Raw genomic sequence first — 21,381 nt, 5'->3', positions numbered from 1 at the left:
CTCGTATGCGAATCCTTGCGTTTTTCTCTCGCCCGATCGCGGCCGTGGCCGCTCTCGCGCTGTTCGCCGTCTGGCCCTTGAGCCTTGTCGGCAGCGCCTGCGCTGCCGATGCTCGCAGCGATTATCGCGTCGGCGATCGCCTGTCGCCGTCGAAGTCGGTCACCTCGCCCGAAGCCGTTTACAAGGAGACGCCATGGGATGCACTGGTCCCCAAGGACTGGGACCCCCAGCAGGCGTTCAAGGGGCTCGACCTGCGCACGCTCAAGGACTCCGACCCGCGCGCCATGGAGGCGCTGCAACGGCTTCGGGAAAGCTGGGACAACGCCCCCGTCGAACAATCCCTGCGCGGTCAGCGCATCCGCATCGCCGGTTTCATGGTGCCGCTGGAAAAGAAGGGCGACGAGGTCTCAGAGTTCCTTCTCGTCCCCTATTTCGGCGCCTGCATTCACGTGCCGCCACCGCCCGCCAACCAGATCATCCATGTGATCCTTGCCAAACCGCTGAAAGGCTTGCAGAGCATGGATGCGGTATGGGTCAGCGGGGCACTGGCCATCGCCCGTTCCGATTCGCCCTGGGGTGCCTCCGGATACCGGATGCAGGGTGAACTGGTCACTCCCTACAGCAAGCGCTGACGACAGATTGTCGACGCCCGTGACCTGGCGTGGCGCCGAATGCTGCCGACGGTTCCGGGCCGGCAGGACCTGGAAACCGGCTGGATCGCCAGCGGCAAGCCGGGTTTGGAGCCGGTTGGATTGGCGTGACCGTCATCTCCGGGAGGAAGAGCGAGGACCGTCGTTCGCGATCCTCAGCGTCGTGGAACCAGCCTTGCGCCGCGCCGCCTGCCCGGCTGTGGGTTCCGGGTTCCCGGATCGGCGCGGTGGCCTTCATCTATTCCGCTTTGGTGCACTGCTCCATCCGTAGGCGCACTTCCACTGCCTCGTCATCAAAGGCGCCTTCGAGGCGGACGCCTCGGGATCGGCAACCTTCCTCGCAAGCCGTGCGCCCGCGCAGAGCTAGCGCAGGCCGCGGACGATGATGTCCCAGTCGATCTCCACGTGATGACAAGCGCTGGAGGAGAGCGTACCAAGAAGTTCCTGCACAAGTGGTCGCCCGTAAGACCCGTTTTCCAGTCGGTATACAGTGACCACCTGATCAGCGGGATGAACCAACCAGTACTCGAGCACCCCATGACGCTCGTAAAGAAACAACTTGCGTACTTGGTCGTGTCCCGCGCTGCTGGGCGACAGCACTTCAACCAGCCAGTCCGGGGCCCCCCGGCAGCCTCGGTCGTCCAGCTTCGAGCGATCGCACACCACGACAATGTCCGGCTGAACGACCGTGTCGATGAGGTCGTCCCCTTCATTACCACGAGGTAGCCGGACATCGAACGGTGCGACGTTTACCTCGCAAGGCCCGCCGTCGACTGCGGCGGCGATCTGTCTGGCGATTTCCAGAACAACTCGCTGATGCTGCCGCAAGGGTGCGGGGCCCATGGCATAGGCAATGCCATCGATCAACTCGTAACGCGCTTCCTCCGGCCAGGCAAGGTATTCCCCATAGGTATGCCTTTGGTCATCACGCAGAGCCAGTGCCATCTCGTGTACTCCTTTCCCACCTACCTTACTATCATCTTCGCCTTCCTGGCAGGCGGACGACTCGCCCGGACGGGGGTAACGATGACCAGACCTGCCCGCCTGGAACGTCCAGGATAGGAGAATCAACGTTCCCTCCGCAAGTAGCCCACAGCACGGTCAGCAGTTCCAAATTTAATCCCGTATTGTTCGTGCTGGACGGGACCGAATATCACGGCTCCGAGTCGATCCACTGTCCGGGGTGCTCGACGCCGACGCTAAGCAACGGCAAGACCTCGTACCAACCATGGCGCACTCACGCCGGTGATCGTGGCACGGGGACGATCGGCGGTGTTTTCGCCGCCCCCGGAAGTCATCCCGCCTCAAGACGGCGTGGTCAAAAAGGACTGCGAACTCCATGCCGGTACCCGCTGGCTGCAACCATGGGGACCACAGATCGCCGCCTGGGGCACCACCGTGCTGGCAACGATCGGTACGGTCATCAGCCCTTTTGCCAAGCGGTTATTTATCATGGGATGACGCATCAATGAAGTCGAGCAAATCACGAACGAAGCGCTCGCGATCCCATTGGTGTGGCGAGTGATCGGTGCCTTCGTAGATGTGTAGTACCGCGTTGGCGATTTTGTTCTGAACGTAGTGTGCCGTCTCGCTGCGGTAGTAATTGCTGGCACCACCATAGACCAGCAGGGCAGGAATGTTGATTCTCTCGAGGGTTTCTCGGTAATCGGCCTCGGTCAGGCTTTCCCAGCAGGCAATCAGCGGGGCCGGATCCTGTTCGTTCAGCCATTGCCGTGCCTTATCGAGGCCCCGCGAGCCCGTGCGATACTTCTCCCTGGCGTTCGCGTTGAGGCCCATTGCACCCAACAGGAGAACGGATTCCGCGAAGTCGGTCTGGAGCTGGCTCAGGAAAGTGGCTGAACGGTCGTGGTCGAAATCGCCATAGATGCCATTGAACCATTCAGAATCGGTGAGAAGTTTTGGTGACTGGTCCAGGAAGCAGACCTTGCGCAGCTTTTCGCAGCCATGCTCCTTGATGTACTGCCACAGGGTGAGGGCGCCCATGGAGTGGCCGACGGCTACCAAATCGTCCAGATGATAGTGTTCGATCAGATTACGCAGGTCTTGCGCCATTCGCTGTACTGTTGGAACGGTTTCTTGCGTCAGTCGATGTCCACCGTGTCCTCGGGCGTCCCAGCGGAAGACGCGATGATGTGGTGTCAGTTGGTCAAGAAATGGCGACCATTCGCGGTGGCTGGCTGTCCAGCCGTGCAACATGATGATCGGCGAGCCTTTGCCGGACACCTGCAGGTGGATCACTTCATTATCATCGGCTAGGAAATGCATCATCGAACCGAACACGCAGAAAAGGGTTGAAGGGGGTACTGAGTCCGGGGAGTGGCCATTGTAAACCCCCGAGTCATCATGAGGAAACAGGTTCACAGGCCCGAAGGGGGGTCTTGCGCAGCAGGCTGTGGCGTCAGTAGCCGAGAGTTTCCACTCGGAGAAACTCGTCGCGACGAGGTGTGCGGTCAGCGTCGGACGACGCGACGGAAGAAGGCGCGCCGAAGGGGATCTGCGGGCTCTGTCGTCGTGCTGACAGACTTCAAACCAGGACCCGCTTCTTCGCCGGGCGTTCTGAACATGGCATCGAGTGCAGCAAGGGCGGCGGCGCGCGCGGCGGCTTGTGAGGCGATCTGGCTGGGAGGAGCGAATAACGGGCAATACTGGTAGGAGGGGATGACGGCTGATGGGCTGTAATCTGCGATGAATTCCAGCGGACCAATTGGAAAATTAATCTGGCAGTGCTCGCCGGAACGTCGGTCGGACCACAGGTTGCCGCCGCCGGGCAGGACAAAAAGATTGATGAACCAAGGGGTAATCACTGCACCTACCCAGTCACCCAATGCACAGCCCACCTCGCTGGTACTGGCTGCCCGAGGCTGCGGATCGAGCACGGACGCTCTGCTAGAATTCCAGCGGCGGAAGCCGACCGCCTCAACCGACAAGGCGGCATTGACAAAAGGCAGATCACGCATGCTGGTTGTCCAGATCTCCAGAAACATCGACTCCAGGCACATTGCCGGGTTCTCGCTGAGGGGTATCGCAGAGGGCGGTTGCGGTACCTGAAAGGCTGCATTGCGGGAACGCGGGCTCATGGCCGGCCGCTCGGAGCGTGGAATCGGCTGCCCAGGTCGGTAAAATGCTGCGATGGGTCGTAGCTTCCTGCCCGTGAGGAGGCGAGCGCCGCCAGGGCATCTTCAATCAGCGCCCGCTCCTGATCGTCAAGAACTTCCCTGGCCAGGCCGAGGGCGACCAGAATCCATGTCCCTGGCGGCTGAGGACCAATCAACATCAGATTGACCTGCTCCCGCAGCAGCGATGGTCCTTGCCGGCGCTCGACAATCGCCAGGTCGGGTCCTTCCAGGGAGACGATTTGCATCGGAATCGACAGGCACATCAGGCGGCCTCGGGGGCACGTGGCTGGACGCTGATTCCAAGCGTCGCCAGTTGCGCGACAAGCATCTGCATCAGTGCAGGCATGCTGGCCTCGATTTCGCTGCTGAGTTCCATGCCCAGCGCCAAAGAGTACGGTTGCAGGCCCATGATGGTGGTGTCTTTGGGTGCCCGGCCCAGGAACTCGAGTGTTGCCAGCACATCGCATAGCCCGACCTGGTGTGGTGACAACTTGGTCTTGAAGAATACCGGTATGGCGCCGCCGGTGAGCAGGATCGGCGTTCCCGGTACCTTGTCGGCACGGATGGCGTCCACCATGATCAGCGCATCAAGATACTCGATATCCTCGAGCAGTTCCATGCCGCAGGTGCCGCCGTCGATCAATTCGACTTCCGGTGGGAAGGAATAGGCGCGCTGCAGGCGCTCGATTGCACGCACTCCCAGCCCTTCATCGCTCAACAGAATATTGCCAACACCCAGCACGACGATGCGCATCGGTGGTCCACTTCAGAGAGAAAGGGAAGAATGGCCAGGACAGCATCCTGGCCTCTCGGCGAATGGAGTGCGAGACCAGGCTGGCGAGCCTACGCCACTTTGACCTTGACCACCGGATGATTCTTCTCGTCGACGACATGCACCGCACAGGCGATGCAGGGGTCGAAGGAGTGGACCGTGCGTAACACTTCGAGCGGCTGCTCGGCAATCGCGACCGGTGTTCCGGCGAGGCTGGCCTCATAGGCGCCAGGTTCATCCTTCTCGTTGCGTGGTGCGGCATTCCAGGTGGTGGGAACAACGCACTGATAGTTCCTGATTTTTCCGTCGTTGATCACTAACCAGTGCGAGAGAACGCCGCGCGGTGCCTCGTGTACGCCGACACCGGAGATTTCACCCTTCGGAAATACCGGTTTGTTAAAGGTTTTCAGATCACCCTTGGCCATGTTGGCAAGCAGTAGATCCCATTGACGCGCCAGTTCATCGACCTGTACCGCACAGCCTACGGCACGCGCCGCGTGTCGACCAATCGTCGAGTGCAGCGCATCGAGACCCACCTTGGTCTTGGCGACCGTCGACACCAGTTCAAGTGTATGAGTTGCGTAGTCGATGGCTGGCTGATGTTTGGCGGCAACCATGGCCAGCACGGATGGCAGCGGACCAACCTGCATCGGTTTGCCATAAAAAGTCGGTGACTTCAGCCACGAGTATTTGCCGTTTTCCTGGAAATCGGTGTACTGCGGCCGAGTTTCGCCCTTGTAGGGATGCAGGGGACCCTTGCCACCTTCGTACCAGGAATGCTTGACCGATTCTTCGACCCCTTCCTTGAAGTATGCGTCGTCATGCGTCTTGATTTCCTTGAAGCTGCTCAGGTCGCCACCAGCGATATGGCCGCCAGGCAGGGCAAACTGGGTGTTTCTGCCATCGAGCGGAATGTCCGGCACCGAGATGTAATCGACAATGCCGCGTCCGATCGTTGTCCACTCGGGATAGAAACCACCAACCACCGCGACGTCGATCAGGTAGACGTTCTTCACGAAGTCACTGAGCTGATCGATCCAGTCCTTCACTGCCAGCAGACGTTCGACGGTCAGCACCGATTGCGAGTCAATGGACAGTGCGTTGGCGACGCCACCGACGGCGACGTTCTGGATATGAGGGGTCTTGCCGCCGAGAATGCTGACCACCTTGTTGGCATGCCGCTGCACTTCCAGCGCCTGCAGATAGTGTGCCACCGCGATCAGATTGACCTCCGGTGACAGCCTCATTGCCGGATGACCCCAGTAACCGTTGGTGAAGATACCGAGTTGTCCGGTGCCGACAAAGCCGCTCAGGCGTTCCTTGACCTTGGTGAATTCGGCCTTGCTGTTGCCGGACCAGTTCGAGAGGCTTTCAGCGAGGCTGGCTGCCTGGCCCGGGTCAGCCTTGAGGGCACTGGTCACGTCCACCCAGTCGAGCGCCGAGAGGTGGTAGAAGTGCACGATGTGATCGTGCACGGCATGCGCCAGAATGATCATGTTGCGAATGTATTGGGCGTTGACCGGCAGTTCGAGCTGGAGTGCATTTTCCACTGCGCGGACCGAAGCCAGCGCATGTACCGTCGTGCACACGCCACAGATGCGTTGGGTGATCGCCCAGGCATCACGTGGGTCGCGACCGATCAGGATGTTTTCCACACCGCGCCACATCTGGCCCGATGCCCACGCTTTCTTGACCTTGCCGCCGTCGACTTCGACATCAACGCGCAGGTGACCCTCTATGCGAGTGACCGGATCAATGGTGACTCTTTGCGACATCTTGTTGTCTCCTGAAAAGAGCGTTAATGTGAAAGTCGCGTCAGCGACTCATGAATCTCCCCTCCCCACTCGCGGGGGAGGGGTCGGGGGAGAGGGAAACGGTCATGACTTTCATGATCGAGGGTGCCTGGAAAAGTCATGACCGTTAGCGGTGTGCCGGCTGGGCGTACGTTTCTTCACGCGGCAGGACCGGGAATCGGCGGGTGATGTAAATATACCCGAACACTTCGGCGGCGAAGATCCCGATGGTGACCAGCAGTTCCGGTACGGACGGGAAATAGTTCCAGCCCGGTCCTGTGTCGAAAGCGATCAGGAAGCCGTTGAGTCGCAACATGATACCGCTGAGCATGACCGCGATGCCGGCGAGGAACAAGCGGGCCGGATTGCGGCGCGCTTCGGTGGTGCCGATGAGAAGGAATGTGCCCAGCAAACACGCGTTTTCGACCCAGAAAGTCAGCGCGACGCAGGTCGGTGCAAACGCCTGGCCGATGACTCCGCGCACGACGAGATCAGTAAAACGCACGACCAGAAACAGGGCCATGATGCCGAGCATGACCCTCGCCATCGGGTTGAGAAGGGAGACCTCGATTTCGCGCCGGTACGCTGAAGCGGCTACGCAGGATTCGAAGAGGATCACTCCGTAACCGAGCATGATCGCCGAAAGCAGGTAGATCAGCGGCTGAATCGGTGTCTGCCAGAGCGGGTTGACCTGACCGCCCATGACTACCAGCATCGTTCCTAGCGAAGCCTGGTGCATCATCGGCAGGACGACGCCGAGGGCAATGAAGATGAACAGTACCTTCTCGAGTTTCCGGCGGGCATCGCGCAGGCCGAGGCGCTCGAGAAAAACCGGCGAGAACTCGATCCACATGACGATGATGTACAAGGTGATGCAGGCCGCGACCTCGAACATCACCGAGTTGACGTTGAAGTATCCCGGCCAGAAGATATGCCAGAAATTCCACCAGCGGCCCAGATCAAAGGTAATGGCCGCGCCGGCCAAGGTGTAACCAAAGAGGCTGCCGAGCAAGGCTGGACGTACCAGGGGATGGTATTTGCCTTTGTTGAAGATATAGACCAGCAGCGCCATCGAGAAACCGCCGCAGGCGAGTGCCGAACCGATGAAAACGTCGACCACCACCCATATACCCCAGGAGTAGCCATCGTTGACGTTGGTCGTCGAACTCAGTCCGAAAAACAGGCGGACGAGGATGATGGTTGCGGTAACGGCAATCAGCATGCAGCAGACCAGCGTCGTGGCATTGAACATGCTGCCACCGACCGGTGCCGGTCTGGCGTGTTGCAGAGTGCTCATGATCACTCCTTCCCGGGTTTGTCCGCCGGCGCATCGTCCTCATGATGAACGTTGCGCTTGGCGACATAGGTCATCACGCCGAGTACGGCGAACGGTGCCAGCAGTCCGCCGTAGAGCGTGTGCTGAATCGTTTCCGAGGTCGACGCCGACGAATTGGGTGACAGATAGGGCATCCCGACCTTCTCGAAATCGACGGCCGAGAGCTTGAGCACCTGGGTGCCGCCGTATTCGGTTTCACCATAGATATGCTGTTTGTAGTTGCCGACGTAGCCTTCATAGCTCTGGTCTGGTCCGCCGCTCAGGTTGCCGCGTGGATAGGTGGTCACGCTGCCCGGTTTGAGCGCCAGACGTCGCTTGGCTTCGGACAAAAGGTCGCTGGTCCGCCCATAGAGCGTGGCGCCGGTTGGGCAGACTTCGGCGCACGCCGAGTAATGACCCTCCTTGTAGCGATGCCGGCAGAGTTCGCACTTGCCGATCTTGCCGGTTGGCGAGTCGTATTGGTATTTGGGAATGCCGAACGGACAGGCGACGACACAATACCGGCAGCCGACACAGGCTTCGGCGTCGTAGGCGACGATACCCGTCTTCGGATCCTTGGTCATCGCCGTGACTGGGCAGGCGGAAACGCAGGATGGGTCAGCGCAATGCATGCACGAGGTCTTCATGAAGGCGTAACCGTTCGTTTCATCGTCCTTGGTCGCCATCGTTCCACTGCGATACATCTTGATGATGTTGAAGGTATAGCCGCTGGTATCGAGCGGGGTATCCCACAGCTTGTCGGTCGTCGAGAATTCGGCCGGATTGTCGTTGGCTTGCTTGCAGGCGGCGACGCAGGCCTTGCAACCGATGCACAGGGTTGCATCGTAGAGCAGACCGAGCGCTTCGGGTGGGCGCTGGTAGGTATCGCGTGCCTCAACCCGGACACTGATGGCACTCGCAACCAGTGCGGTACCGGCAGCACCCATGCAGCTCTCAAGGAATTTTCGGCGGCAGTTCACCTCGGTTCGGGTATCGGGAATGTCGGCAGGCATCTCATACCTCCATTTTTTCACTCGCGGCCTGGGCCTTGGCAGCCTTCTCGGCCTGATGGGAAAGCCCAAGATTGCGCGCCACCATGGCCGCTCCGCCAGCCGCCGCACCCGCTACCGCGGCCAGCACCGCGGCCGAACCCAGCGTTGCGCCCATTCCTTTCTCTTCGACGATGCGTGGGTACTGCTGTGGAGGTTCGACGTTCTTGACTTTCGCCAGCATGTGAATCGGCTTGCTGAAGCCGACACCCTGCTCGGTACAGCCAATGCACGGGCAACCACAGCCGACCGGCCAGGTGCCGGCACCGGCGTCGCCGAACAGGATGGTCGGGCAGTTGGCGTAGGTTTCCGGCCCCTTGCAACCCAGCTTGTAGAGGCAATAGCCCTTGCGGTGGCCTTCATCACCGAATTCGATGGCAAAACGGCCAGCATCAAAGTGGGCGCGTCGCTCGCAATTTTCATGAATCAGGCGCGAATACGCAAATTTGGGTCGGCCCAGATCATCGACCGGCGGCAAGCTGCCGAATGCCAGAAAGTGCACTACCGTGGACAGGAAGTTATAAGGGTTGGGTGGACAACCGGGAATCGTCACGACCGGTTTGCCGAGGACCGTGGCAACGCCTGAAGAACCTGTCGGGTTGGGGTCGGTCGATGGCATGCCGCCCCAGCTTGCACAGGAACCAATGGCGATCACGGCGGCCGCATCGGCGGCGCATGCCTGGGTCAGTTCGACCGCCGTCTGGCCGCCGACCTTGCAGTAGATGCCGCCATCGCGCGTCGGGATGGCTCCTTCGATCACCAGCAGGTAACTGCCCTTGTTCTCGGCCATGGCCGTCTTGCGGGCCTGTTCCGCCTGGTGGCCGGCTGCAGCGAATAGCGTTTCGTGATAATCGAGGGAAATGACATCGAGAATCAGCTTTTCCAGCGTCGGGTGCTCGGAGCGCAGCATGGACTCCGTGCAGCCGGTACATTCCTGGAATTGTAGCCAGATCACCGACGGCCGCTTCTTGTCGGCGACCGCCTCGGCAATGGCTGCGTCAGCACCTTGCGGCAAGCCCAGGCTGGCAGCGATGGTGGCGCAGAACTGCAAAAACTCCCGTCGCGACAGGTCAAGTCGTTTACTTGCCGCAGCAATACGTGAATTACCTTCCAGCTTCAGCAGACTGGTATTTGCCATCTCACTGCCCCCTATTTGGTCGTCCGACTGTTGGCCGGGAGGTTTACAGCTGCTCTAACGGTCATGACTTTTCCAGATACCCCCGATCATGAAAGTCATGACCGTTTTCCTTCCTTGCAGGGCGCATTCCGGCTTGCACGCCGGAACTGTTCGATGGGTGCGGAGCATGCTCCGCGAATTCCCCATCTCACGCCCCGACTCCTCCCACGGTCCGCGCTGCATTGCGGGCCGGCTACGGCGGCGCGAGGGCGAGGAAGATTCGTGAGTCGCATACACAACTTTCACATTAACCGGAGGTGATGCACTCAAAAAACGTGCCAGGAAAGAATAAATATAAAAAACATCGATGTAGGCTCTTCCGATGGGACTGCAATCAAACTTGTCTTTGCAATCTGTCTGACGAAATGGATACTTTCTTTCCGGCCTCATCGGCGGAGATCTGTCGGATATGGCGCAAGTAAAGCCAGGTTCGATCCGACTTTCCCGATGCGTTCTATTCGTTCCCGGTCGCCGCATGCTCGGGGCAGTGGTCGCCCTCGTTGATCGTTGCAGCATGCGTCGATTGGCTCTACGATCGCGCCATGTCCAACCCTGAGTTACCTGCCAAGCGACCGTTGCGGCGTCCCTTGCTTCCCCCCGACTCCCTGCCCGAGTTGCCTTCCGCCATTGAGGGCGTGGACGAGACGGTCTGGGTCGAGGTGATCCGCAAGATGGACGAGGTTTACAACGATCTCCTGCAATACGAGGTGGTCCTCGAGCAGAAGAATGCCGCGCTCGAGGACTCGCAGCAGTTCATCGAGAGCGTTCTGGCGTCGATGTCGGACATCCTGATCGTTTGTAACCGGCACGGCGCAATTCAGGAGGTTAACGATTCGCTGTGCCGCTTTATCGGGCAGGACGAGACCGTCTTGCGCGGGCAACCCCTTTGCGATCTCTTCGCCGATACCGCGTCGCAGCAACGTGCCCGCGATTTTTTCTCGCCGGTACGTCCGGCAACCGTCCAGGATTGTGAGCTACTGATCTGCGGTCGCGATGGCAGTCCGCTACCGGTCTCACTGAATTGCACGCCGCGCCTTTCGGGAACCGGCAAGCTGGTGGGCATGGTGCTCACCGGTCGCCCAGTGGGCGAGTTGCGGCGTGCCTACCACGCACTGCGGCAGGCCCATGACGATCTCAAGCGGACCCAGCAACAGCTTCTGCAGGCCGAGAAAATGGCGTCACTCGGACGTCTGGTGGCTGGTGTCGCGCATGAGCTGAACAATCCGATCAGCTTTGTTCTCGGCAATGTCCTGGCGCTCCGGCGTTACACTGCGCGTCTGCAAACCTACCTGCAAGCAATGCACTCAGACCTCTGTACGCGCTCGCCGGAACTCGAAGACCTGCGCCAGGAACTGCGCATTGACCGCATCATGGCCGATCTGCCGCCGCTGCTCGACGGCATGAGCGAAGGGGCCGAGCGTACGCGCGACATCGTCGATGGTCTGAAGCGCTTTACGGCCATCGATCGCAGCGCTGCCGAGCCCTTCAACCTCGCTGAAGTCGTTGCGCGTGCGGTACGCTGGGTGGCACGCGCGGATCCGCGCAATTTTCGGGTCACGATCGATTTGCCGCAGGACTTGACGGTCATGGGTTCTTCCGGCCAGATGCAGCAGGTGCTGATGAATCTCGTGCAGAACGCCCGTGATGCCTGCAGCAGCAGCGAATCACCCAGCCTTGAGATCAGCGCCGAGCAATGCGACGGCATGATCAGGGTACACTTCGCCGACAACGGGCCAGGAATTACACCTGAGAATCTGTCGCGTCTGTTTGACCCCTTCTTCACGACCAAGCCGATCGGGCAGGGAACCGGGCTTGGCCTGTCGATCAGCTACGGCATTGTCGAACGTCATGGCGGTCGACTCGAAGCGGCCAACAGGGAGGAAGGGGGCGCCCGGTTCACCCTGACCTTGCCGCTAGCAAAGGCTGCAGCGACCAATACCCTGGTTCACGGCCCGCGGACATGATTCATGCATGGACGAAGACTATTCGAGTCTCGCTCTTTCGATTCCCGTGAGCGTGAAGTCGATCTTGATGATCATCCGACAGTTGACGGCCTCTCCTCCACGTCGCCCCGGAGAAAACGGCGTGATGCGGAAGGCCGCCCGGGCCGATTCTTCGAAAATGCCGGGGGGGCTGGCCTCCAGCACTTCCAGATGACGCAACCGACCACCCGCATCGATCAGTAACAATAAGCGAACCCAACCTTCCAGGTTATGAACCTGAGCGTGTGGTGGATAGGCGGGTAGCACGGAGATCAGGGGATACGGTTGTTCGTCCAGTTCGGATGATTTGAAGAAATATTCCTGGATTGGGAGCTGAAGCGTTGGGGAAGTGTTGGGTGAGCTGGAGGAATCCGGAAGGTTGGTTTGAGCGATTTCCTGCGGAGTGGAGAGCGGGTCGTTTGCCTCTGTTTCAGTGAGTGGCACTGGAAATGGAAGCTGAGTCTCCGGAAACGCACTGGGTGGGTCGGATAGCCACTGACCATTGGCCTCAGCGATGGTGAACCGGGCCAATGGCGGGGCGGCTGTTTCAACGGGTAGCGTGGGATCACTGATTCCCGTCTTCCGGGAATTCTCGATTCGGATCTCCAGACGAGCGGGTGCCGTGGACAGGGTCGGGGCCCTTGCGGGCCCCAGGATGGATAGCATTTCGGCATGCAGCAAGGCTGACAGCAGCAGCCAGCCTGCCAGTTGCCGTGTCATCGGCAGAGGCGCCTCCGGGATTGGCGCAGCTTACCGGTCATCTCTCGGGTTCCTGGAACCAGTAGGTGCGCTGACCCACCCCGAGCGTGCCGAGCAGATCGGCCTTGCAATTGCCGTCACTGCAGGATTCACTAAAAATCTTCTTGTCATGGAAGATGGTGATGGTATCCGAGGGAAAGCCCCGTATCGCGAAATTGGAGGAAACGCGCGAATCGCTGCTGGTGATACTACCGCTGTGGTCGGTATCCATCACCACGCTGCCATCGAGCGCGTTCATGGCGTACGTCGTCCCTTTTCCGGGCGGCAGGCAGACAGACGCCGAAGCAAGCGGGCTATAGGTTCCGAAACGCAGTACGTTGAAGAACACCGATGGGGCATTGACCACCTTTTCGCCATCCACTCCGCCAGTTTCAAGTCTCATCACCCAGCCCAGTTTGCCGACCAGTGCAGTTTGTGCCGCCGTCTGCTGTTCTGTGGTGCCAAACTGAATCAGATTGTCAGTCAGGTCATAGAAGTCACTCGTGCTTGGGTCAGAGGAGTATTGGATGAGCGACCTCCCGGTCGTCGCCAAACCCGTATCGAAATCCTTGATCATGAACATCAGATCATCGTTATCGGTGCGCAAGGGATTTTCCTTGTCCCCAGTCCCGACATATACTGCGTCAAAGCGCTGCCCCTGATATTTCTGTTTCACTACAGCGGGAGGGAAGAAAATTCTTCGCCGCGGTGTTGCCCCATTGGTCAGATCAGCAAACTTGGTGGCGGTCCAGCTTGACGGCGTGTCACTGTCGACATCCAAACGCCAGACGTTTCCACCCAGGTCACCCAGATACAAACGATCGGTATAACCGTTTGAATCGAGGTCGGTGTTGAGAGGCGCGGCATCCGAAGGAATGCTGAACAGCATCCCGGACACCTGGGTGTTGGCTCCGGCACTGGCCGCCGGCGTGAAGCTCCTGATCAGGTCGCCGGTTTCGCCGTTCACAAAAAATACCCCGCGGCCCATGGGCGTGCTCGTGCTCGTAATACTCTCAACCTTGAGCGTACCCGTCGGGGGCGTGTGTAATGAATCACTGACCGTATAGGTAAAGCTTCGGGCACCTGTGACCGTGATGGTTTTGGCGCCGTTATAGCCATCTGGCGTCGCGCCCGAGATCTGCACCGAATCACCCGTGCTGAAACCATGATCCACGGGGGTGGTCGCTGTTGCCGTTGTTCCCGATCGAGTGATCGTCACCGAGATCTGGTCATTGGCGACCGGATCATAACCGGCGCCAAAAACCACCACTGGGTCGGTGCTTGCGCGCATTCTGGTGAAGGCCGGTGCGGACCAGGTTTCACCCAGTTCATTAAACCCGGACGTACTATGGTCGATCTTCCACATGAACTTGGGTGCCGTACGGTCGGAAATGTCGAGGGCGTAAACTGCACGGCCACCACGGCGCATGCCGAAAACCAGATAAGCTTTATCGCTCGAAGTGATCTTGCCGTCGTCGTTCACATCCTCAAGGTAAATCCTCGGGCTGCCGTCGCCTGTGATGAGATGCTCACCGACCGGGTTTTCATATATCGACTTGAGTTTCGGGATGAACTCTTCCGGCATGAAGGCCCATTGCTCCTTGCCCGTCGCCGTATCCACGGCATGCAACAGGCCATCATTCGACATGTAGAACATATCGGAGACCGGAGGATCGGTCGTGCCGTCGTAAGTGAGGATGGCCGGACTGGAATGCAGCACGTCTCCATGTGGCCAGGTTCGCCATGTCGTGCAAGCGGTCGTGGAATCGGAGTCCTTGCATCCTGCGCTGGCAGGGTCACCCCCACGGGCATGGTTGAGGATCGTTGCCCGCATGGCATCCGTCATCGAGGCGTCGCCCAGCAGGTCCTTGGTGATCGTCGAATTGACTTCCGACATGGCGTTGCCGGTATGGGTCAGGAGTGGCTCGCTGCTGCTGGAGAGATGCGTGTAAAGCTTACGCGAAGCCGGCGTGGATCCGGACGCCGTCTTCAAGACATGTCCGGTTCCTCCCTGATTGGGTTTGCTGCCATCCGGAGCGGCCGGGTCACTCCAGTAACTCACGGCCTTGTCCCGCACCCTGGCGATTTTCAAGATTCTGTCGAATTCCTCGATGTTTTTCAGGCCGTCGAAGGTCGTCTGGCCGGTCAGGCACAGCGGGATTTGCACGTTGTCGACGTCCCGCCCGCAGGCAGTGGCATTGCTGCTGAGCTTGAATTTCTTGACCGTACCCTCCCAGGACTGTTGCAGGCTGGGGCGGAAGAAGGCAAGAAAAATGTCGTCCGAACTCTCGGAACGGTTGGTGGCCGAGATCGGCACGGTCGGCGCAGCAAGCGTCGGATTCCAGTCGCGGATCGTATCGATCGCTTTGGCCAGTGCCGCCGACAGTGCGCCACTGTCTTTTGCCTCGTAGAACATGCCGCCGCCGCTTGTGGCGGCTTTTTCAAGGACCGGCGAGGAGCCACCGGCAAAACCCACCGTGTAGGTGGACACCGACTGAACGCCTGTAAGCGAGTCAGTGGCTGTGGCACCGCCGGGAGACATGTCGCCGTTGGCCATGAAATAAGTCAGCTCATCCAGCCAGACATAATTGCTGGGGTAAGCGATGTCCGTCGGGCCATACGGTAGGCCGGCATTTTCGAACTGCGTCGAGGGGGTGCCTTGCAGCGTCCTGATGGTGTCCGCCCGGAAAGGAGGTCCCTGGGTAAGTGCCTGAACCAGGGTATCCGCCTGATTGTCGTTCTCGGGGCCGCCATCCGAAATCAGAACCACATAGTTCTTCTGGCAAACCGCAGGGGTCGTGCGATTCGGGTTGCTCATCATCGGTGAATCGTATTTTCCTGCGACAATGGCTGCGGGGTCGCTGCCGGCCGATACTGTGCCACCGCCGACGGCGGAGGTGGTGTTGGTTCCGAACAGGGGGGTCTCTCCGCGAAAGTACAGGTAGGCTTCGTACATCACTTCCGTCAGCGGGGTCGTGCCGGTGGCCACTACGCTGTTGATTGCACGCGAGATGCTCGCGCGATTGACGTAATCGGAATCGGTTTCGCTGGACCCCATGCGACGGATCGAATAGACGACATTGCCTCCCTGGCTGCCTTGAGTGTTGCGAATGCTGATGTCATTGGGCAGTTTGTTGTAAACCATCAGTCCAAAGCGGATACCGTTCGTTTTGGCGACCAGATCAGTCAAGGCATCCTGGGCGATCTGCAAACGTGTCTTGCGCCCGATCGGAGCTCCTGTTGCCCCTTTCGCTCCGAATTTCCAGTTGAGGTAATTGACCGAGTACATGTCGACCGCATTGGGATAGCTGGCTGACGGGTCGCTTGGCGTATAGGCCGCTGTGGTTCCGGTGGCGGAGTTGGTGGCGTTCCAGTCCTGGCCAAAGGTTCGGTCGGTGGCCGCAGTCATGAAGCCGTTGCCGGGATTGCCCGCCGTGCCGTTATCGGCCTTGCAGTCGTGCACAAGATGGTTTGTACCGGCAGCAAACGGATAGACGATGTAATCGGCCGAATCGCCTGGGGTAGTGGAAGATATGGTCTGATTGGGGCAGGCACCGGCGGGATTAAAGAGGTAGAGACATCCGGGAGAGCCTTCGCGGACTGCGCAGGTGGTGGTGGTATCAGATTTGTTGGTGCATCCGACGCTGGTGCCATTTCCGCTGTTGAGTGCGGCATTCGGATAGACCGTCGAGCCGATGGTGATACTACCCAAGGTCATGTTGCAGTAGTTGGGGCTGTTTTCGCCATATGCGCAGTCGCTGGCACCCTTGAGGTAGCCCTGACCATAGCAAGTGCCGCTACAGGTGCCGCCATAATGATAGGTGCCGGTGCCTTCAACCAGGATCGAGCTTCGACCGGACCACTTGCAGTCATCGGGGTTGGCGGACGTGTAGGTATTGTTCAGGTTCTGTGGGGGGCCGCAAGCGGCAGGCTCCGTGCTGCAGTCGCTACCGCTGGTGCCGGTACTTTGGCAGGTGGCGCCACTCTTGATCCAATACTTGTTGGTGTTGGTGCCATCCAGCGGGGGGGTGCCCGAATCATGCGCCGAGTAAGCGCCCTGGTTACCATCCGTTCCTGGATCGGCATCAAGCACACAGGCGCGCGTGCACAGCGTGGTGGTAATTGCGCCAGTCGCACTTAGCCTGAGCAGGGTTCCCGGCTGATCGTAATAGGCAGGGGTGCCGGTCATCTGGCCGAAGGCCGGTGACGGCGAGGCGTCGCGATTGCCTTTCCAGGCCTTGTGCAGGGCCGTCGTCGTATCGGCGCTGATATCATAAAGTTTCAGCAACTCGAACAAGATCGAATTGGTTGGCGACTCGCCTGCGAAATTCTGGAAATTGAATCCCCCCATGTCGGCCTTGAGATCAGTCCAGCCTGAACGCGAGGAGGTGCCTTGGGTGCGAATGGGTTGCCCCTGCTCGCCGATATCGGCGACACCGCCAAACGGAGCCGATCGCGGGTAACTGTCGCGTACCGGGTAGGTGGGTCCACCCCCCGCAGTGCCCAGAAACTCAGTGTATGCGCGGATACGGCTACCGATCGTGCCCACCACGCTGCCGGCCACGATCTCCACGGTAGCCGTCCGGGTGCCACCGAGGGTATTGGGGTAGGTGCTGTCGCCATTCATCACACGCCCGTTAATCAGGTCCAGATAGGGTTCCCAGCGTTGCCATGGCTGATTGGCGTATTTCCCCGTATTGCGCGGATAGGGGGTTGGCGCAAAGACCGTGGAGGGGAGAAGCTTCTCCAGCGAGTCGTTACATTGGTTGTAGCTACGTGCATCGGCGATCGGCCCATAGTCGATCCCCGCACGAACGTTTGCGGGAAAACCGCTCTGCGCCACACCGCCCAGCCAACGATTGAAGGAATTCGACCACAGCCGCTTGTCCGTCTCCGGGGTGTCGGCTGGCAGCCAGTAGATCCATCTGGCGTTTTTGTAGTTGCGATAGACGTTGCGCACCCCAGGATCGCCTGTTTCGGTGGCTTTGGAGTAAGCCGAGGCAGCATCCTTCTGTCTCAGACGCTCGGCCGTATCCCCTGCCCAGTATCCGTATTTGGCGTTCGCGTTGCCGGGATCCAATACGGTATCCGATATTTGGGTATCAATCATGTTGGAGTCGTTCCAGAGATACTCCACATGCGAATCGTAGGCGCCGGGATACTCGCGCCATCCTTCCGGGGTGTTCATCGAGTCGGATGTGTCGAGAAGCAGCAGTACCGCGGGTTCCGCGGTACTGCCGGCGTAAGTCGTCGACAGATAGATGTCGGTATCTCGTGCCGAGGCGGCGCCGGAGTACAGGGACAGTGGCAGCACGCTCAACGGGTTGGACAATGCCGCAATCAGGGTCCACGCAACACGTCGTTGCCAGGGCCTGAGGGTATTCTGGGTCGGGTTGGGGGCTAGCATGATCGGGCCTCGCTTATCGTCATCTGTTGAATGATCAGGAGCAACCACCGGGCGGCAAGATGCCGCGAATCCCCTGATTGACAATGGTTCTGCCGGCAAAAACCGGGTCTCTGGCATCCGCCCGAACGTCGAAATAGACGGCCTGCAGGGCGCTTGGACCCAGCATGTTGCCGCTGCCCACCCCGGCAAAGTCGGTGCACGCCACTTCGGTGGCGGTCAGGGTGACATTCGTCAGGTGGCTGAACTGTCGGGAAGTGAAATCGTAGTCATCGCTCAGATTGACGTCCAGGATGTCCAGGATGAGGGCGCGATGGGAGAAATTTCCCCGGTTCCTGTTCATGAAATCCCAGATGGCGGCTTCTGCATTGGCCAGGTTCTGGGCGGAAATCTGGCTGGCGCCCCCGATTCTCAGTTCGATGACGCCGGTGCGCAGCATGGAGATGACCAGCAGCGTCATGATCACCATCATGATCAGGCTGAACATCAGTACCACGCCGGCTTGCGATTGAGCGGTTGTTTTCATGGGGATGGTCATGATGAGGGTAAAAATGCAAGTCGTTGAGCGATGTTGCGCACCTGAAAGGATTGCGTGAAGACATGTCGGTGATAGTTGCAGGGCAGACCGTCCTCCTGGCAGTTCAATTCGGCGGTCCCGTCGCCATCCAGATCGTAGGAGCGGCTGCGATCGTCATAGTCGTTGCTCGGCTTGGGCGAGCGAACCAGCAGGGAGATTCTCGCTGTCACCACCCGCTCCGCAAACTGTGCGGCCGTCGGGGTCTCGGTATAGGTCACCGGCGCACCCGTACCGCCGGTGCCAAGACCGTAGAGAATCCGTACCGCTTCGATGCCTTCCGCGATAGCGACCTCGGTCATGGTCGTGCCGGCAAGTTCCTGCCGTACCAAGGTGGGAATCGGTTGGTTGTGGTCATCGGTGGCAAGACAGGCTCCGCCCGTACCGGTAGGGCGACTGCAGGGGCGAAGATAGTAGGCCCTGGCCTGATAGGGATAGATTGGTGCCTCGGTTCCACCCAGAAAAAGTCGTTTGGGCGGTGTCCCCAAACCGGCATACTGGTCGCCCCGGAACAGGATCCCGCCGCTCGGATCTGACTGTACATACAGAGTCCCGGCGCTCAGCGCGGCAGGCAGGACCGCGGTGCCAGTGGCCCCGCGCAGCACGAGAAGGAAGCTGCCACTGAGGAAATTGGCGGCATTGATGCAGGACATGCCGGCAAGCGTGTCCGTACCGAGCGTTTGCGCGAAATTGATGGCCCAGTTGGTGCCACAATCGTTGGTAATGGCAATGGCCACCGGAATGGCCAGGTCGTTGGTGGCCATGTGGCCATAGAAGCCCGCCATACGAAGGTCGGCGCCAAGGGTGTTGAGTGCATAGGCGCCGTTCTCCTGCATGCGGGAGAATTCATCATTGACCTTGAACACGCGGGTGGAATTGGCGAACAAACCGCCCAGGGCGAGCAGCAGGATGATGCCGATCGTCATGGCGACCATGACTTCGACCAAGGTCATACCGCGTTGTCGGGCGCGTGCTGCGGGCCGAATGAACTTGCGCATGATGATCATGAACATCCCCAGGGTGCGGCGGCGTTCAACTGGCAGGTGACCACCGTGAGGGTGACCAGGCGGCGGCGTGCAGCGGTTCCGTAAAGTCCTGCGCCGCATGCCGAGGCTGTTACTGCATCCGGGGCGACGGTATCGCTCTCACCCTGCCACGCCACGCTGACCAGGAATACCGCTTGTGTGGCGTCGGGTCTTTCGATGCATCCCCTGGCGCCGATGATGCCACCGACACGGTTGGTCGCAGCATCCTTGATTTCCGATTCACCAGCAAGCACCCCATCCCAGGTGGCGAGGTGATTCTGCGCAATCTGCTGGCTGGTGCAATTGGGACCGCTCAAACACTTGGCGTCGCTGGCGAGCGCCTTGTACGTGGCGAACAAGCCTCCTCGTCCAGGCATGCCCGTCCCTTCGGTGACCCCCGTCACGTAAAACGGGGCTCCGCCCTGATTGGCGCGGATTTTCTCGGCCATTTCCTGAGCCATGGCCAGCGCCTGCTGGCGTTGGTAGGCCTCGAACCCGGCGCGCTGCCCCTTGAGCATGAGGGCGGCAATGCCGAGCAAAGCAATCATGAGGATGAGCAGGGAAATCAGCACCTCAAGAAGGGTGAATCCGCGCATGGCCTGGTGAAAGAATTTCATGGCGCGTCCTCAGGGGCAACCGGCAACGCCGCTGACGGTCGTGATACGACCCGTCGGGCTGAACTCCAGCAGGCGTGCCGGCACGCTCGGGGAAGTGAGCGTGGAACTGACGGTGATCCCCCGAATCCCCGTTTTTTCGGTCCCGGCATTATAGGTGCGCACCCGACCGTCTCCTCCAAAGCTCAGAACGTCGATCGAATTGTCCACGTTCGTACCAACGCTGCAGACTCTGACGGTATTGTCGAGGGCCGGTCGGGAGATGAGAACCCCTTCACCGGCATCCCATACCCCGTCGCGGTCGACATCGTCAAAGACCTGCCAGCCACCAATCCACTGGGTCGTCGTACGCGTGATGCCGACGCGGGTGCCGCGCTTGATTGCTTCGATGCGCGCCAGGGCCAGGTCAGCCGTGAGGTCCGAAGTCACTGTCCTGAGGCGTTGATTGGCGATCATTTCCTGAAAGGGAAGCGTGGCCATGCTCATCAGAATCCCGAGGATGACAATGACGACGATCAGTTCAATCAGGCTGAAGCCGTGATTCCGCCTTGGTTTGCTGGCCGCTACCATGGCTTGTCCGTGCCTGCCGTGTAAACATTATCGCCATCGGTGTCTCGCCACTTCAGGGTTCTGTTGTTGATCACCAGATTCCCGTCACCTGCCATTCTGGCGCCGGCATTCGGGGCCATGAACAGCAGGAAGGAAGGAGGCGTGGCCGCGTTATTCACGCCCGTAAAATCCGGGGCGGCGTAGTCCGTGGCAACGTCTGCCGGAGTGGTCATGCCCAGTCCGCCAGCGCCGACACCGAGCACGGTTGCGTACTGCCGATTGTCAAGCAGATACTGCTCCTGACGCTGCGCAACATCGAGCAAGAATTGCTGGGCGGCGGCACGATGGGCGCGACGGATATACTCGTTGTAGGCCGGCACGGCAATCGCCAGCAAAATGCTGATGATCGCCACAACCATCATTAATTCAATCAGCGTAAAGCCGGAACTGTTGGGTTCTCTTGGATGATTGATCATCATTTTGCCTGGGAGGTGAAGTGTTGGGCATGGCCTCAAGCGAGTCGGGCGGTACTCAGACACCGCTCATCATAGTCGAGGGTCGGCTGCGAGCAAGCTCGGCACGATATACGGCAGCTTGTGGGA

At 59.7% G+C, this 21,381-nt stretch carries 18 protein-coding genes; 3 read left to right on the top strand and 15 right to left on the bottom strand.

Annotated elements, in window-relative coordinates:
- The first annotated feature begins 5 nt into the window (after nucleotides 1-5).
- Nucleotides 6-632 (top strand): DUF3299 domain-containing protein, encoded by a 627-nt coding sequence (locus tag V5B39_RS10875; protein ID WP_332342912.1) that lies wholly within the window; start codon nucleotides 6-8, stop codon nucleotides 630-632.
- 381 nt (nucleotides 633-1,013) lie between these two features.
- Here V5B39_RS10875 and V5B39_RS10870 read toward each other — a convergent pair whose 3' ends face one another.
- A complete protein-coding gene (locus V5B39_RS10870; protein ID WP_332342911.1) occupies nucleotides 1,014-1,595 on the bottom strand; it encodes a Uma2 family endonuclease in 582 nt (193 codons plus the stop codon).
- 327 nt (nucleotides 1,596-1,922) lie between these two features.
- Between V5B39_RS10870 and V5B39_RS10865 the strand changes: the two genes are divergently transcribed.
- Nucleotides 1,923-2,111 (top strand): hypothetical protein, encoded by a 189-nt coding sequence (locus tag V5B39_RS10865; protein WP_332342910.1) that lies wholly within the window; start codon nucleotides 1,923-1,925, stop codon nucleotides 2,109-2,111.
- Here V5B39_RS10865 and V5B39_RS10860 read toward each other — a convergent pair.
- The 8 genes from V5B39_RS10860 to V5B39_RS10825 form a co-directional block, all read right to left on the bottom strand.
- Nucleotides 2,094-2,909 carry an alpha/beta fold hydrolase gene (locus V5B39_RS10860; protein ID WP_332342909.1) on the bottom strand — a complete coding sequence of 272 codons (816 nt, stop codon included), beginning with the start codon at nucleotides 2,907-2,909 and terminating at the stop codon, nucleotides 2,094-2,096. The genes V5B39_RS10865 and V5B39_RS10860 overlap by 18 nt on opposite strands.
- Before the next feature lie 212 nt (nucleotides 2,910-3,121).
- Nucleotides 3,122-3,670, bottom strand: a complete 549-nt coding sequence (gene hybE, locus V5B39_RS10855; protein ID WP_332342908.1) for a [NiFe]-hydrogenase assembly chaperone HybE — start codon at nucleotides 3,668-3,670, stop codon at nucleotides 3,122-3,124.
- 74 nt (nucleotides 3,671-3,744) lie between these two features.
- Nucleotides 3,745-4,050: a HypC/HybG/HupF family hydrogenase formation chaperone gene (locus V5B39_RS10850; RefSeq protein WP_332342907.1), complete on the bottom strand. Its 306-nt coding sequence runs from the start codon at nucleotides 4,048-4,050 to the stop codon at nucleotides 3,745-3,747.
- The gene (locus tag V5B39_RS10845; RefSeq protein WP_332342906.1) at nucleotides 4,050-4,541 is read right to left on the bottom strand and encodes a HyaD/HybD family hydrogenase maturation endopeptidase; all 492 of its coding nucleotides are present in this window, start codon (nucleotides 4,539-4,541) and stop codon (nucleotides 4,050-4,052) included. Before V5B39_RS10845 ends, V5B39_RS10850 begins: the two co-directional genes overlap by 1 nt.
- 89 nt (nucleotides 4,542-4,630) lie before the next feature.
- The gene (locus V5B39_RS10840) at nucleotides 4,631-6,334 is read right to left on the bottom strand and encodes a nickel-dependent hydrogenase large subunit (RefSeq protein WP_332342905.1); all 1,704 of its coding nucleotides are present in this window, start codon (nucleotides 6,332-6,334) and stop codon (nucleotides 4,631-4,633) included.
- A 145-nt stretch (nucleotides 6,335-6,479) separates the two neighbouring features.
- A complete protein-coding gene (hybB, locus tag V5B39_RS10835) occupies nucleotides 6,480-7,649 on the bottom strand; it encodes a Ni/Fe-hydrogenase cytochrome b subunit (RefSeq protein ID WP_332342904.1) in 1,170 nt (389 codons plus the stop codon).
- Nucleotides 7,650-7,651: 2 nt separating this feature from the next.
- Nucleotides 7,652-8,680: a hydrogenase 2 operon protein HybA gene (gene hybA / locus V5B39_RS10830; protein ID WP_332342903.1), complete on the bottom strand. Its 1,029-nt coding sequence runs from the start codon at nucleotides 8,678-8,680 to the stop codon at nucleotides 7,652-7,654.
- 1 nt (nucleotide 8,681) lies between these two features.
- The gene (locus tag V5B39_RS10825; RefSeq protein WP_332342902.1) at nucleotides 8,682-9,854 is read right to left on the bottom strand and encodes a hydrogenase small subunit; all 1,173 of its coding nucleotides are present in this window, start codon (nucleotides 9,852-9,854) and stop codon (nucleotides 8,682-8,684) included.
- Between the two features lie 581 nt (nucleotides 9,855-10,435).
- Between V5B39_RS10825 and V5B39_RS10820 the strand changes: the two genes are divergently transcribed.
- On the top strand, nucleotides 10,436-11,857 hold the full coding sequence (locus V5B39_RS10820) for a PAS domain-containing sensor histidine kinase (RefSeq protein WP_332342901.1): 1,422 nt from the start codon (nucleotides 10,436-10,438) through the stop codon (nucleotides 11,855-11,857).
- 18 nt (nucleotides 11,858-11,875) lie between these two features.
- Here the strand turns inward: V5B39_RS10820 and V5B39_RS10815 are convergent, their stop codons facing one another.
- The 6 genes from V5B39_RS10815 to V5B39_RS10790 all read right to left on the bottom strand — a co-directional run bounded on the left by V5B39_RS10815 (nucleotide 11,876) and on the right by V5B39_RS10790 (nucleotide 21,258).
- Nucleotides 11,876-12,595, bottom strand: a complete 720-nt coding sequence (locus tag V5B39_RS10815) for an energy transducer TonB (RefSeq protein WP_332342900.1) — start codon at nucleotides 12,593-12,595, stop codon at nucleotides 11,876-11,878.
- A 37-nt stretch (nucleotides 12,596-12,632) separates the two neighbouring features.
- Nucleotides 12,633-18,209, bottom strand: coding sequence for a pilus assembly protein (locus V5B39_RS10810; RefSeq protein ID WP_332342899.1), 5,577 nt, complete (start codon nucleotides 18,207-18,209; stop codon nucleotides 12,633-12,635).
- Between the two features lie 342 nt (nucleotides 18,210-18,551).
- Nucleotides 18,552-19,598 carry a PilW family protein gene (locus V5B39_RS10805; RefSeq protein WP_332342898.1) on the bottom strand — a complete coding sequence of 349 codons (1,047 nt, stop codon included), beginning with the start codon at nucleotides 19,596-19,598 and terminating at the stop codon, nucleotides 18,552-18,554.
- Nucleotides 19,595-20,233 (bottom strand): type IV pilus modification protein PilV, encoded by a 639-nt coding sequence (pilV, locus tag V5B39_RS10800; protein WP_332342897.1) that lies wholly within the window; start codon nucleotides 20,231-20,233, stop codon nucleotides 19,595-19,597. Before pilV ends, V5B39_RS10805 begins: the two co-directional genes overlap by 4 nt.
- Nucleotides 20,234-20,242: 9 nt before the next feature.
- Nucleotides 20,243-20,800: a GspH/FimT family pseudopilin gene (locus tag V5B39_RS10795; RefSeq protein WP_332342896.1), complete on the bottom strand. Its 558-nt coding sequence runs from the start codon at nucleotides 20,798-20,800 to the stop codon at nucleotides 20,243-20,245.
- The gene (locus V5B39_RS10790; protein WP_332342895.1) at nucleotides 20,794-21,258 is read right to left on the bottom strand and encodes a type IV pilin protein; all 465 of its coding nucleotides are present in this window, start codon (nucleotides 21,256-21,258) and stop codon (nucleotides 20,794-20,796) included. Before V5B39_RS10790 ends, V5B39_RS10795 begins: the two co-directional genes overlap by 7 nt.
- Between the last annotated feature and the right edge of the window lie 123 nt (nucleotides 21,259-21,381).

It is taken from the genome of Accumulibacter sp. (assembly GCF_036625275.1).
Classification (GTDB): Bacteria; Pseudomonadota; Gammaproteobacteria; order Burkholderiales; family Rhodocyclaceae; genus Accumulibacter.
This window is presented reverse-complemented; position numbering and strand designations above follow the sequence as displayed.

Excerpts from the sequence above, each read along its gene's own strand:
- V5B39_RS10875 (WP_332342912.1), top strand. The coding sequence starts at position 6 with ATGCGAATCCTTGCGTTTTTCTCTCGCCCGATCGCGGCCGTGGCCGCT.
- V5B39_RS10870 (WP_332342911.1), bottom strand. The coding sequence starts at position 1,595 with ATGGCACTGGCTCTGCGTGATGACCAAAGGCATACCTATGGGGAATAC.
- hybE (WP_332342908.1), bottom strand. The coding sequence starts at position 3,670 with ATGTGCCTGGAGTCGATGTTTCTGGAGATCTGGACAACCAGCATGCGT.
- V5B39_RS10850 (WP_332342907.1), bottom strand. The coding sequence starts at position 4,050 with ATGTGCCTGTCGATTCCGATGCAAATCGTCTCCCTGGAAGGACCCGAC.
- V5B39_RS10845 (WP_332342906.1), bottom strand. The coding sequence starts at position 4,541 with ATGCGCATCGTCGTGCTGGGTGTTGGCAATATTCTGTTGAGCGATGAA.
- V5B39_RS10840 (WP_332342905.1), bottom strand. The coding sequence starts at position 6,334 with ATGTCGCAAAGAGTCACCATTGATCCGGTCACTCGCATAGAGGGTCAC.
- hybB (WP_332342904.1), bottom strand. The coding sequence starts at position 7,649 with ATGAGCACTCTGCAACACGCCAGACCGGCACCGGTCGGTGGCAGCATG.
- hybA (WP_332342903.1), bottom strand. The coding sequence starts at position 8,680 with ATGCCTGCCGACATTCCCGATACCCGAACCGAGGTGAACTGCCGCCGA.
- V5B39_RS10825 (WP_332342902.1), bottom strand. The coding sequence starts at position 9,854 with ATGGCAAATACCAGTCTGCTGAAGCTGGAAGGTAATTCACGTATTGCT.
- V5B39_RS10820 (WP_332342901.1), top strand. The coding sequence starts at position 10,436 with ATGTCCAACCCTGAGTTACCTGCCAAGCGACCGTTGCGGCGTCCCTTG.
- V5B39_RS10815 (WP_332342900.1), bottom strand. The coding sequence starts at position 12,595 with ATGACACGGCAACTGGCAGGCTGGCTGCTGCTGTCAGCCTTGCTGCAT.
- V5B39_RS10805 (WP_332342898.1), bottom strand. The coding sequence starts at position 19,598 with ATGATCATCATGCGCAAGTTCATTCGGCCCGCAGCACGCGCCCGACAA.
- pilV (WP_332342897.1), bottom strand. The coding sequence starts at position 20,233 with ATGAAATTCTTTCACCAGGCCATGCGCGGATTCACCCTTCTTGAGGTG.
- V5B39_RS10795 (WP_332342896.1), bottom strand. The coding sequence starts at position 20,800 with ATGGTAGCGGCCAGCAAACCAAGGCGGAATCACGGCTTCAGCCTGATT.
- V5B39_RS10790 (WP_332342895.1), bottom strand. The coding sequence starts at position 21,258 with ATGATGATCAATCATCCAAGAGAACCCAACAGTTCCGGCTTTACGCTG.